This window comes from Polycladospora coralii (assembly GCF_014773435.2).
Classification (GTDB): domain Bacteria; phylum Bacillota; class Bacilli; order Thermoactinomycetales; family Thermoactinomycetaceae; genus Polycladospora; species Polycladospora coralii.
Genome location: NZ_JACXAG020000001.1, coordinates 671,786 through 684,015, shown reverse-complemented (window position 1 = coordinate 684,015; position 12,230 = coordinate 671,786). Strand labels below are relative to the sequence as shown.

Annotated in this window: 13 protein-coding genes; 8 read left to right on the top strand and 5 right to left on the bottom strand. The window is 38.6% G+C overall.

Features of this window, described 5'->3' with window-relative positions:
• Window positions 1-266 precede the first annotated feature (266 nt).
• Window positions 267-986, top strand: coding sequence for a C40 family peptidase (locus IC619_RS03500; RefSeq protein ID WP_191138751.1), 720 nt, complete (start codon window positions 267-269; stop codon window positions 984-986).
• Window positions 987-994: 8 nt separating this feature from the next.
• Here IC619_RS03500 and IC619_RS03495 read toward each other — a convergent pair whose 3' ends face one another.
• The 5 genes from IC619_RS03495 to IC619_RS03475 are packed head-to-tail and all read right to left on the bottom strand — an operon-like array spanning window position 995 to window position 6,796.
• Window positions 995-1,498, bottom strand: coding sequence for a GNAT family N-acetyltransferase (locus IC619_RS03495; protein WP_191138750.1), 504 nt, complete (start codon window positions 1,496-1,498; stop codon window positions 995-997).
• Window positions 1,495-2,835, bottom strand: a complete 1,341-nt coding sequence (locus IC619_RS03490) for a YheC/YheD family endospore coat-associated protein (protein WP_191138749.1) — start codon at window positions 2,833-2,835, stop codon at window positions 1,495-1,497. The genes IC619_RS03495 and IC619_RS03490 overlap by 4 nt, the downstream gene beginning before the upstream one ends.
• A gap of 19 nt (window positions 2,836-2,854) precedes the next feature.
• A complete protein-coding gene (locus IC619_RS03485) occupies window positions 2,855-4,237 on the bottom strand; it encodes a YheC/YheD family endospore coat-associated protein (RefSeq protein ID WP_191138748.1) in 1,383 nt (460 codons plus the stop codon).
• The gene (locus IC619_RS03480) at window positions 4,218-5,366 is read right to left on the bottom strand and encodes a YheC/YheD family endospore coat-associated protein (protein WP_224749733.1); all 1,149 of its coding nucleotides are present in this window, start codon (window positions 5,364-5,366) and stop codon (window positions 4,218-4,220) included. Before IC619_RS03480 ends, IC619_RS03485 begins: the two co-directional genes overlap by 20 nt.
• Window positions 5,366-6,796 (bottom strand): YheC/YheD family endospore coat-associated protein, encoded by a 1,431-nt coding sequence (locus tag IC619_RS03475; protein WP_191138746.1) that lies wholly within the window; start codon window positions 6,794-6,796, stop codon window positions 5,366-5,368. The genes IC619_RS03480 and IC619_RS03475 overlap by 1 nt, the downstream gene beginning before the upstream one ends.
• Window positions 6,797-6,941: 145 nt before the next feature.
• Here IC619_RS03475 and IC619_RS03470 point away from each other — a divergent pair, with 145 nt between their 5' ends.
• From IC619_RS03470 to IC619_RS03440, 7 genes are all read left to right on the top strand, one after another.
• Complete coding sequence (locus tag IC619_RS03470) at window positions 6,942-7,289, top strand: YlbF family regulator (protein ID WP_191138745.1); 348 nt, start codon at window positions 6,942-6,944, stop codon at window positions 7,287-7,289.
• Between the two features lie 56 nt (window positions 7,290-7,345).
• The gene (locus IC619_RS03465; RefSeq protein WP_191138744.1) at window positions 7,346-8,032 is read left to right on the top strand and encodes a metal-dependent hydrolase; all 687 of its coding nucleotides are present in this window, start codon (window positions 7,346-7,348) and stop codon (window positions 8,030-8,032) included.
• Between the two features lie 164 nt (window positions 8,033-8,196).
• A complete protein-coding gene (locus tag IC619_RS03460) occupies window positions 8,197-8,373 on the top strand; it encodes a P-loop NTPase family protein (RefSeq protein ID WP_191138743.1) in 177 nt (58 codons plus the stop codon).
• Between the two features lie 153 nt (window positions 8,374-8,526).
• Window positions 8,527-9,558, top strand: coding sequence for a coiled-coil domain-containing protein (locus IC619_RS03455; protein ID WP_191138742.1), 1,032 nt, complete (start codon window positions 8,527-8,529; stop codon window positions 9,556-9,558).
• A 175-nt stretch (window positions 9,559-9,733) separates the two neighbouring features.
• A complete protein-coding gene (locus IC619_RS03450; RefSeq protein WP_191138741.1) occupies window positions 9,734-10,354 on the top strand; it encodes a dienelactone hydrolase family protein in 621 nt (206 codons plus the stop codon).
• Window positions 10,355-10,510: 156 nt separating this feature from the next.
• The gene (locus tag IC619_RS03445) at window positions 10,511-10,795 is read left to right on the top strand and encodes a hypothetical protein (protein WP_191138740.1); all 285 of its coding nucleotides are present in this window, start codon (window positions 10,511-10,513) and stop codon (window positions 10,793-10,795) included.
• Window positions 10,796-10,904: 109 nt separating this feature from the next.
• The gene (locus IC619_RS03440) at window positions 10,905-12,218 is read left to right on the top strand and encodes a DRTGG domain-containing protein (RefSeq protein ID WP_191138739.1); all 1,314 of its coding nucleotides are present in this window, start codon (window positions 10,905-10,907) and stop codon (window positions 12,216-12,218) included.
• Window positions 12,219-12,230 lie beyond the last annotated feature (12 nt).

Genomic DNA, 12,230 nt, shown 5'->3' with positions numbered 1-12,230 from the left:
TTAAAGTAAAAAATTAATGGCGATGTTTTTTGGAATATATGGTAATATAATGAAAAATAAAAAGATGGCATGCCAGTATCATAACAAACTGGAACCCTGATGACTGAAGTAGTCAGGCGTGATTGGATGGAACTAAAAATAAGCTTCTTAAAATATTAAATAAATAAGTTGGTATTTATTGCATAATAAATAGGCGTATATCTGTGTTAGCATGTAGTTGTTCGCAAGGACGTTTTATAAATCACAGACCATATGAGGGGGATTTGATGATAAAGCATAAAAAATTAAAGACAGTCACGCTAACATTGGCGGCTACTCTATTGGTATCGGTTGCAATTCCTACGAATGTATCGTTTGCAGCTACAAGCGAAGGAAGGACGCAAGATGAGATCATCAACTCTGTCTTTTCAAAGTTTGGCTGGACATGGAACAATGGAACAGCGGATGTAAAGAGTGAGACGAAAACAAAAGAGAAAAAAGATTCCAAATCAAATAAAGAAAAAGAAAAATCAAATAAAGAAAAAGAAAAACGCAATGACAATACAGAGGGCTCGACTACTACAGCTGAAAAAGATACAAAAGACACAAACGATGGACAAGCTACCACTGCAGTTGCTGACACCATCATTACGACTGGTGAGAAGTATCTAGGTACACCTTATCAATTTGGAGCAAGATCAGGGCAAACATCAACATTTGATTGTTCTTCATTTGTTCAACATGTGTACAGTAAAAATGGAATAAGTTTACCACGTTCTTCACGTGAACAAGCTACCGTAGGTACAACAGTCTCTATGAACAACTTGCAAAAAGGTGACTTGATCTTCACGACAACAAGTTCTTCTGGAAGTACAATTGGACATGTTGGGATCTATGCTGGAAATGGAAAAGTACTGCACACCTATGGTCCGGGTGGAGTTAGATATGATAACTTTGACGGCTGGTTAAAAGCAGGTTTTGTAACTGCTAAACGTGTAATTAAGTGATAAAAGCGCTACTGCAGTGATGCAGTAGCGTTTTTTGTTGTACTTGATGAAGCATTTTTGAGTAGATCTTGGCGATTCCAATTCCCACCTGCAAGCCATAAGGTAGGCTTACCCGTTGGGCCCTTCGTCATATCGATTGCGACCATCTGACAAGAGAAGCATAGCTTTAAACTAGCTGTATTATCACATGCTACACGTGTATACACTTTACCTAAATGATCAATACCATGTAGCAAAAGTTTTTCTCCAACCCCCTGCTTACGATAATAGGGGTGTACGGCAATGAGAGATTCTGAAGTGCCATAGTCACCAAAAATGATCATCCCAATCATTTTTTTATCGTCAAATGCTACAGCCATCCATGTTGAGGCTATAAATTGTTCAGGTGTTAGTTTATTGAACCATCGTAACGCTTTATGTGTGATCCGACCATCACCATGATTTTTCATAAACCGTATCGCGACAGGTTTTAACTTTTCAGCGACAGTTGGTGTCACTTTTTTAATTTTCATGATGTAACTTCCTCAATGGATTGTTCATAACCGCTTAAATAGAGCGAGTATTGGATAATTCGCTGGAGTGATTTCTGGCGAATTGCGGGTTCATCAAATTTCATAGGTTTTGAATTGGCTTCAAAAAACCAAATATCACCATTCTTTTCTACTCCAAAATCAATTGAAATTTCTCCTAATATTGTATTTTGATTGCTTTCAATGGTTTGAGCAAAAAGAATACCCGTCTCTTCCAGGTTTTTCAATATTTGTTCTTTGTCTTCGGGAAAAGCATGTTGGAAAACAGTTTGCACATCTTCAATCCTGCCTCCCATGGGTACATGTGTTGAGATTGCGGTTTCTCCTGCGATACGTATACCGGTTCCGCTACGTTCCCACTTCCCGTTACCATTTTTTTGCAGTAACATACGAATGTCGAAAGGTTGATTGTGATAGGTAGCCAGTTGAACGCCTTCTTGTGCAATATAGGGACGATCATGGGTCAATTTTTGAATAGCGGACCAGACTTCTGCTAAATTTTTTTTGCGATAGTGTTTTTTTTGTTTACTGGACTGATGGGCTAAGTGATATCCGTTATTTAGACGGATAAGACGCATCATTCCAATTCCTGCTTTACCTTCTACGGGCTTTAAATAGAGAATTGAGTAGTCTTTTAATAAATCTTCGAGATTTTGTTGTCCAGTTAACAGGGTCGTTTTGGGTAGGAAAGACTTTAGTTCTTCTGACTGACTCAGTTCGCGATAAAGGGCCCATTTGTTAAAAAAACTGTAATTATAAATAGGGATTTGTTTGACTTGCTGTAGCGTTTTGATCGCTTTTTGAGCGACAGCCGTTTGCTCTGCTCGCCGATTTGGAATGCGGTTATAGACAACGTCTGGAAGAGGAAGAATGGCTGGTTTCCATTTAATCAGTTTGGTCTGATGATCAAGTAAGTACCCTTTTATATTTTCTTTAGCGGATAGGATGGAGTGGGGGGTAATAACAAATACAGTGACCCCCATCTTTCTTCCAGTGCGAATTATATCTGCAAAGTTGATATGATTTCCTCGAAAAGGACTTCCGCCATCAGATGTTAGAATGGCAACGAAAGGTCCTAGACTAATTTTATTTTTTGCATTTACTTTGATACGTGTCGGAATAAAATGAGGAGAAGGAGCTTTATTCTTCACGCGACTAACTGTTACGCAAGCAGGTGTATGATGTCCTAGCGTAACTGGAATGATCATTCCGGGGAACGTGTTTTTTTGATGTTGAAAACGCTTAAGAGGTACGAATTCAAAAGCTGCTCCTTTACGATTAGGATTCAGAGATAGCCAACCGGCTCTTGGGAGTTTCATGGATGAGTGATCCCCCTTTCTATATGAAATTGGAAAGCTTTAAGCTATAATCTGTAATACACTTTGCCGATTGTCGGCCCGCGTCTCGTAAGCTGGGATGAAGGAAAATATGACGACCTGGTTTTGAATTGATTTCAAATAACCAGACATAACCAAGTTGATCCACTCCGATATCCATCCCAAGCTCCCCTAGGGGACCTTCAACTCGTTCTTCCAGTGCTTCAGCAATGTGAATGGCTGTTTCTGTAATTGATTTTTTAATGGTTTCAGCGTTATGTTTAAAAACTTCGTCTAGTAGCTGATCAGTTGGAATGATTGAACCTCCCGTTCGTACATGCGTTGTAACACTTCCGATTCCTGCTGCTTTAGAACCGATGGCAATCACTTGCCAGCTACCTAATTTGTTTTTGTGCATATGGACACGGAAATCTACTGGCCGGTTTTCATGTTTAATGAGGCGAATGCCCTGTTGAACCAGATAACGTTGTAAACGAGTTGATTTTTCTTTGCCAAAATAGTAGTTGACCAAGTTTTTAAGTGAGTGGAAGCGATGTAATACGTTCTGATTATCTTGGTGAAAGCGACAATAGTAACCTCCTTTGGGGTGTTTTGTGATTCTAAAAATTCCGAGACCCAAACTACCACCACTTGGCTTGAGATAAACCATTCGGTAATCTTCTAGCATCCGCTGTAACGTATCTACATCTGGTGAAATGTGCGTTTCAGGCATATAGTCTCCTACAACCTCATGATCATTTAACCATTCGTGTATAGACCATTTATTAAAAAAACCTTGATTAAACACTTTACAATGTGTGTAATTCCGTAACTTCTGTAAGCAATTTTGAACATGATTTAACGATTCTGCTTTGCGATTGGGGACACGCTCATATACAACATCTGGTAAAGGAGAAGTAAATCGGATCCATCGCATTTGCTGGTTCTTATCAGGCAAATAATACCAACCATGAATGGATTTATTGTTCCAGTCCACCATTTCAGGTGTAAACACATAAATATAGGGTCGTTCATCCTTACTCGCATTTATAAAACTGCGAAATAGCGCAGATCGAGCACCAAAGGGTGTCGCATTATTACCCGTGTAGCCTGTCGTTAAAATACCAATTACCGGGCCAAGGCGGATACTTTTATGATTAAAAGTTGCACGTATGAAACCGGGATAAGGCAAACATAATTGTTTAGCCATGGTAGGGGATACAAAAATTTGGTGATCTTGGGAACGTGCACGGACAATACGTGTAATAATGGCTTTATTCCCAATCTCAATGGTAATGGACTGACCATTGCTACAGCCCCATTTGTCCATGAGTGGGCGGCTTACTACGATAGCCTTAGCTGGCAAGTCTTGATATATACTTGTTTTACATATAATGGATGTCATAATTCCCCTCCTTTAATTCATTAAATAGTGTTTGGGCGTATAGAATAGGGAGTTGAATTGCACGCTCTCGCAAATGCTGCTCACCCGTTTTGATAAAGACAGTGCGGCCAGGTTTTGAATTCACCTCTAGTATCCAAATGTGTCCGCGCCGATCAATGCCGACATCAATTCCAAGCTCAAACAGAGAACCATGATTTTCTTCAATAAACTGAGGGGTTTTTATACTTACCAAGCGAATGGTTCTCACGATGTTTTCAATTAGGTAGGTGGGATAGTTTCGTTGCAAAAAAGTATGAAATTTTTCAGCTTCTCCTCCACCATGTAAATTGGATGTGATGGTGGTGGGTTTTCCTGTGCGTACTGCAATACCTGTTGTTTCCCACATTTTTCGTTCATTTTTTTGTACCAGTATACGCACATCAAATGGACGTTCATCTTGCGTATATAAACTAAGAAACGGTTGAACAATATATTTGGTTGTCTGGATAAATTGCTGTAACCAAGCACGCAACTCTTGTTCTGAATTTAATGTCGTTTTAAAATCAACATTATCAATTGATCGTCCTTTTAGGATATACTGGTTCTGCTCTTTAATAAGAGCGACTACACCACGACCGTGGCTACCGCCATTAGGCTTAATTAAAGCAGCTGCATGTGTGTGAACAAACTGGATGGCATCATTTGGTTGTGTATAGCGAATGGTTTGCGGAAGAAAAGGAATGAGGTTTTTGTTTTGCTTGAGAATGTTATAGGTTTGTAGCTTTCCGCCTAAAGGTCTCCCTAACAAAATAATTTTTTCATCTTGTAAAATTCTTTGAATTGCGGGCTTATATTTTCGAAAGTGTAGCGTATTGTAGTAGTAGCAGCGATCATACAAGATAGCAGGTAATGGAAAGACCGCATTAATCCATTCTCCTTGCGTTTTAAAATACCAGCAAGAAACGGTACGTTTTGTCCAGTTAATCTCTCTTGGATTAAAGACGAGGACATGTATACCCATTCTTTTTCCGAATAGAGAAAGTTGTTGAAAAAAAGGATATTCGGCAAATGGGAGTCCTTTGCGATTCGGTTTGCCATAACAAACCGTTACGCCCAAGAGAAGAGGAGAATCACTATTAGGTACTTGCATCAAAGCGACTTCCTCCTTTTAGTGGGAATTTTTTTGTTAGTTGTACTACGAATAGGAGTTGACATTCCTGCTAGATATAGAACATAGTCCATTAAGCGCATCACTGAAGGGCGTGCAACGACAGATTGATCAATCACTGTATCATTTGTTTTTGAGGGCTTAGAGTTGATTTCAATGAGCCAAATATAACCATTTACATCAATGGCTAAATCGATCCCTAGTTCAGCAAAATGTCCATTTACGAGTTCGTCAAATGCGTTTGCAATTTCAAGCGCTCTACTTTTAAGTTGTGTTATGGAGGGGCGTCGTGCTAATTTTAGTTCTGCTAATACATCAGATGCTTTACGAATCGTACCACCACGGGCTAAATTTGAAACAATATGCTGATCGTTTGCAATGCGACCTACCGCTGAAGTGATTTGCCACTTTCCTACACTATTTTTTTGAGCAAGGACTCGGAAATCGACTTGGCGGTTTCCATCATATTTGACCAAGTAAAGGCCTTGCTGTACGAGATATGCTTGTTTTCCAATTCGCTTGGATAGCATTTTGGACATCGTGACCAAACTAGACGCGGTTTTCGTTAAGGTGCCATTGGGCGTTGCTGACTCATACACCCATTTTCCCCCTGCATGTGTAATACGAATGATGCCGCTACCTAGACTGCCGTTGTCTGGTTTGAGATAAAGAACGGGATATTGATGGGACATTTCTTTGAAGTTTGTAGCGTGAAAAACTCTTGTTTCAGGCAGAATCTTTCGTATTTGATTACTTGCAACTAGTATTTGATAAACTTCAAATTTGTTTAAAAACATTTCATTGAAGATGGGAATTTGCTTCTGTTGTTTTAAAAAATTTAACTTATCTTGGGTATCTTGCTGTTGTTCGATTTTACGTGAGGTAATGCGATTATAAATCGTATCAGGCAAGGGGAGAGTGGTTTTTTTCCACATGCCATTATCTAAGATCCATCCACTTAGGGTCGTTGCACCTACCTCTATTTCACGAGGTGTAAAAATCATGACAACCAATCCACGGCTTTTTCCAACTTGTGCACATTCGCTTAGGAAATTGGACATCAGTCCAAAAACTTCTATTTTTTCTTTTTCAATTTCTTGATGCGGATTCATGAGAATACCAAGGATTGGGCCTAGTTTTAGACGGACAGATTTTGGGTTAAAATGGGCATTAATTGAGACTTGATCCGTCATATTTAGTTGAGAAGCCAATGTGAAGCTAATCAGGACGAGATTACTACTTTTGCGACTGAGTGCTGTCATACCAGACTGCGTAGCAGAGCCGAACTTGATCCAAAAAGGGTTTGTTTTAATTTCTAACTTTTTAGCAAGTAGTCGACTCATCACCATATGAATACCTGGCGGGAAATGGCGATCAGGTATGATTTGCAATTGTACTTTTACCAGAGCCATGACAATCCCCTTCCGCCTTGAATAGCTAATTTATGGTATGTAGGCATGTATGCTGTGGTGAAAAAAAAAGGCTTGCTTTTTATTATTGTGAGTTTAGTCATAACGCTTTATGATTAAAGGAGAAACTAAAAGGAGTGATATAACCATGTCCAATCCGTATGACTATGCACATCACTTAGCAAAAAGTATTCGCAGTGACAAAGCGTATATAGAGCTTATGCAGCTGGAGGAAGAAATGAAGCAAAACGCAATTTGGAAAAAAATGATGAATGATTTTCGTGAACAACAACAAAATTTACAGATGATATACATGCAAGGGGAGCAACCAAGTCCTGAGCAAGAAGAGAAGGTGCAGCAACTATTTACGGCTATTCAAGCCATACCGACATTGATGCATTACCTACAAGCTGAAGAACGACTCGGTATTTTAGTGCAAGACATACAAAAAATTGTCATGGAACCGATTAACGAAATTTTTCAAGAAGATACATAGGTAAAGTTTACTTTAAGGTGTAAGTGAAGTTGACTTCTTTAATGGAGGTAAATTAAATGTTAACTTTGACCTATCATGGACATTCCTGTTTTGAGATCTGTAATCAAAAGCATCGGATTATAATTGATCCATTCTTAACAGGTAATCCAGTAGCGACTAAAAAAGAAGATGAAATCAAAGTAGATTTTATTTTGATTACACATGGACACGGAGATCATGTCGGGGATGCAATTTCTATCGCGAAACGAAATGATGCCACAATTATTGCACCACATGAAATTGCCGTTTACATGGAATGGCAAGGATTAAAAGCACATGGAATGGGGACAGGTGGAGGTTATACATTTGACTTCGGACATGTTGAAATGACCCCAGCACTTCACGGAAGTGGATTAGAACAGCCTGATCAAAAAGAAATTACTTATATGGGGGTTGCAGCGGGGTTTTTGCTTACCATTGACAAGCAAATCATATACCATGCTGGGGATACCGCACTATTCTCTGATATGAAGTTGCTAGCGAGAAAACCGATTGATGTTGCCCTTCTACCCATTGGAGATAATTATACGATGGGACCAGAAGATGCCTTGCTCGCAGCTGAATGGCTACAAGCTAAGCAAGTTATTCCCATGCATTACAACACCTTCCCTGTAATTGAACAAGACCCCTATCCGTTTGTGTCACGCTTAAAAGGAAAGGGTAAGGTTTTAGAAGTGGGAGGAACGATTGAGCTGTATACATGATAGGAATGGTTGAGGAGCCTGGTAAAATCACACGGGGCTCCTTATTTATTTGTGGAAGCCCGTTACATAGTATAAAAAGGAAATGGTATCAGTTTTGTAGGCGGGGGGACTTCATTAACACTTTTAATTCAAAAAATTACAATTAGATTAAATGGAAAAGATAGATGTTAAGTGGAGCCAACGGGTGGAGAGAAGCAATACCTACTTCAGCATTAGATCGGGCAAGCTGTAGAACGCTATATTTTGGGAAAACGGTAATGGTTTTTGCTCATCGCCCAGCGTCAATTGGCGATGTAGATCATATTCTAGTGATCATGGAAGGAGAAGTACATCATGTATGACTGAATCAGCATGGACAATATGCCATTCTGATGCTGAACAAATGCATCGGATACAGTAAAAATCCGATCCATTTCAAAATTTAATCTTTCCAGTTTGACAGAGGTATAAAACACAACTGTAATCATTATACATGTGAAAACGGAGGTGATGAATTGAGTGTAGAACTGAAACAAATCTTACAATGGATCAAAGAAGTTAGTCTGAAAGTGGATGAAACGAACAATAAGCTAGATGAAACAAATAAAAAGCTGGATGAAACAAACACAAAACAAGATGAAACAAATACCAAGATGAATGAAAGAAATGAAAAATTGGTAGAAACAAATCAAATAATTGAAAAAACAACTGATAAACTTTCTAAAGTGGTAGAAGATATCGAACAAAATAAAGGAGAAGTAATCAAAAATATAAATGAAACCATTGAAAAAACGTTTGAAAAACTGTCTAAAGTGGTAGAAGATATTGAACAAAATAAAGAAGAAGCAATCAAAGATATGAACCAGAAAATGGAAGAAAAGATTGAAAAATTGTCTAAAGTAATAGCAGATACTGAACAAAATAAAGAAGAAGCAATCAAAGACATGAACCAGAAAATCGAAGAAAAGATTGAAAAGCTGTCTAAAGTAATAGCGGATATTGAACAAAATAAAGAAGAAGCAATCAAAGACATGAACCAGAAAATCGAAGAAAAGATTGAAAAGCTGTCTAAAGTAGTAGCCGATACTGAACAAAATAAAGAAGAAGCAATCAAAGACATGAACCAGAAAATCGAAGAAAAGATTGAAAAGCTGTCTAAAGTAATAGCCGATACTGAACAAAATAAAGAAGAAGCAATCAAAGACATGAACCAGAAAATCGAAGAAAAGATTGAAAAGCTGTCTAAAGTAGTAGCCGATACTGAACAAAATAAAGAAGAAGCAATCAAAGATATGAACCAGAAGATGGAAGAAAAGATTGAAAAATTGTCTAAAGTAGTAGCGGATACTGAACAAAATAAAGAAGAAGCAATTAGAGATATGAATCAAAAAATGGAAGGAAAGATTGAAAAACTGTCTAAAGTAGTAGTGGGTACAGAACAAAATAAAGAAGAAGTGCTAAAAGGCATCAACCAGAAAATGGAAGAAAAAATTGAAAGACTGTCTAATGTCATAAAAATACTGAACAAAACAAAGAAGAAACGATAAGAGACATCAACCAGAAAATGAAAGAAAGCTTGACAGTCTGACTAAAGTAATAGAAGATACTAAACAAAATAAAGAAGAAATAGAAACCATGGATTAAGCTCAAATGAGCTCCTACTGAGTGAAAAGCGGATACATGAGTCATTTTTGGATTCAATCTGGTAAGGAGTTTACTTAGATGTCAGCTAAAGCAATGGTTATCTTAATGCATGAAATATATGGCGTAAATGATCATATGCATCATATGCAAAAACAATTGATAGCCGATGGATATGATACGTTATGTCTCGATTTATATGATGGAAAACAGTTTGAATTGCATGAGGGTCATCGTGCCTATTCATATTTTAAGCAAGAGGTCGGTTTTACAAAGGCATCTGATCACCTCATCCATAAAATGAAAGAACTACGCGGACAATATCCATTTTTATTTGTCATTGGTTTTAGTGTTGGGGCTACGAGTGCGTGGTTAAGTTTTACAGCATCAGAACTTTGTGATGGTGTGGTCTGCTACTATGGCTCTCGAATACGAGACTACACGGATCAAACACCAAAGTGTCCGACGCTTCTCATTTTCGCAGAACACGAAGTACACTTTGACGTAGGGGCATTAATGGGTGTACTGTCCCATCATCCACAGACTGTGTTGAAAAGGTTTTATGGAGCTCATGGATTTAGTAACCCTTACGCGAAGGCGTATAACGAAGAAGCGGCTAAGCAAGCATATACCCAATCTCTATGGTTCTTGGAGCAAGTGAAAAACAAAAAGGAAAATAAATTGTTACGTGAATGTAATTAAGATGTAATCTTTTTCACGTATATTAAAGACAGGATAAAACCCCCTTTGGCAGAGATGGTGCGCAACAGACCATCTCTTTTTTTTGTGCATTTTTTTAAAGACAAAACATAAATTAGGTATAAATCAAAAGCTGAGCAATTAGAAAGGGTGAAGGTGTTGCTACGTAAACAACCGGCTTTGATAAGTGTAATGGGGTTGTTACTCCTCATTTTGGGACTTACTCAATTCCCTTTGGCTGAACTTCTGTTGATCGAACTGATTTTTGTAGTGCTATGGTCTTTTGTTGTTCTGCTTGTGATCATAAGTAATTGGCAGCGAGCAAAACAAAAAATTCAGATGAAAAGAAACCGAGCGGAAAGCAAACGGCGGAAACAGTGGTTAATGGCTGAAAAAGAATTAAACCAGCTCAGACATAGACGGCAACGCATCTATACAAATTAATCGATATCAGGAAAGAGTTCGAAGAATGATAAATCGGACTCTCTTATTTTTTTTCATGTGTATCTTTGTGTATAATGGTGGGAAGAACGCGCGAAAGTAGGGGAAAAGGTTGCCAACTAAACATGAACAAATTCTGCAATATATCGAAAGCTTGGAAGTTGGTCATAAAATCTCGGTACGTCAAATCGCCAAAGCGCTTCATGTTAGCGATGGTACAGCCTATCGTGCGATTAAAGATGCCGAGGTACAAGGACTCGTTAATACAATCGAAAGAGTAGGCACAGTACGGATTGAAAAAAAGCAACGCTCTGATATTGAGAAGCTGACATTTGCAGAAGTAGTCAATGTAGTGGACGGAGCTGTACTAGGAGGGAAAGATGGCTTATACAAAACATTAAATCGGTTTGTGATTGGTGCTATGAAACTAGAAGCCATGATGCGATACGTGGAGCCAGGGAATTTACTCATTGTAGGAAATCGAGATAACGTACATCAAATATCGCTTGAGCGCGGGGCCGCTGTATTAATTACAGGTGGGTTTGATACAACAGAAGAAGTGAAGAAGAGATCAGATGAATTAGAATTACCTGTCATATCGACGAGCTATGATACTTTTACGGTAGCCTCTATGATTAATCGTGCCATATATGACCGATTAATTAAAAAAGAGATCTTGCTGATCGGAGACATTTTATCGACACGGGAAACCCCTACTGCTTTAGTTACATATGACTGCATATCACGATTCCATGAGCTCGTAAGAGAGACGAACCATAGCCGCTATCCAGTCACAGACGAAGCAGGAAAAGTGGTGGGTATGGTAACAACAAAAGATGTCATCGAGTTTGCACCAGAGGAAAAAGTAGAAAAAGCGATGACTAAAAATCCCATCACCGTTACGCCTAAAACATCAGTGGCGTCAGCTGCACATGATATGGTGTGGGAAGGTATTGAAATGATACCCGTGGTAGACGATTATCGTAAGCTGATGGGCGTGATTAGTAGACAAGACGTGATAAAATCATTGCAATATATGCAAACGCAACCCCAAATTGGAGAGACGATTCAAGAACTTAGCTTTCAAGGGTTCGATGAGCAGATGGATGAAAATGGAAAAACTTATTACCGTGGTCGGGTTACACCACAGATGACAGATGCACTAGGTACTTTAAGTATGGGCGTATGTACGTCCATTATGACAGAAACTTCGATGCGTATTTTAAGGAGATTACGTCGAGGGGATTTAACCGTGGATAATATCACATTATATACATTAAAGCCGATCCAATTAGAAAGCACAATTGAAATTCATCCACAGGTGATGGATCTAAGCCGAAAACAAGCCAAAATGGATATCGAAATCAGGTTTGAAAATCAGGTGGCTGTAAAGGCTCTTCTCACAGCACATACGATTGATCGGTAGTGTGAAATTGAT

Coding starts and splice junctions, on each gene's coding strand:
- IC619_RS03460 (WP_191138743.1), top strand. CDS start 8,197: ATGTTAAGTGGAGCCAACGGGTGGAGAGAAGCAATACCTACTTCAGCA.
- IC619_RS03495 (WP_191138750.1), bottom strand. CDS start 1,498: ATGAAAATTAAAAAAGTGACACCAACTGTCGCTGAAAAGTTAAAACCT.
- IC619_RS03470 (WP_191138745.1), top strand. CDS start 6,942: ATGTCCAATCCGTATGACTATGCACATCACTTAGCAAAAAGTATTCGC.
- IC619_RS03480 (WP_224749733.1), bottom strand. CDS start 5,366: ATGCAAGTACCTAATAGTGATTCTCCTCTTCTCTTGGGCGTAACGGTT.
- IC619_RS03490 (WP_191138749.1), bottom strand. CDS start 2,835: ATGAAACTCCCAAGAGCCGGTTGGCTATCTCTGAATCCTAATCGTAAA.
- IC619_RS03465 (WP_191138744.1), top strand. CDS start 7,346: ATGTTAACTTTGACCTATCATGGACATTCCTGTTTTGAGATCTGTAAT.
- IC619_RS03500 (WP_191138751.1), top strand. CDS start 267: ATGATAAAGCATAAAAAATTAAAGACAGTCACGCTAACATTGGCGGCT.
- IC619_RS03485 (WP_191138748.1), bottom strand. CDS start 4,237: ATGACATCCATTATATGTAAAACAAGTATATATCAAGACTTGCCAGCT.
- IC619_RS03475 (WP_191138746.1), bottom strand. CDS start 6,796: ATGGCTCTGGTAAAAGTACAATTGCAAATCATACCTGATCGCCATTTC.
- IC619_RS03450 (WP_191138741.1), top strand. CDS start 9,734: ATGTCAGCTAAAGCAATGGTTATCTTAATGCATGAAATATATGGCGTA.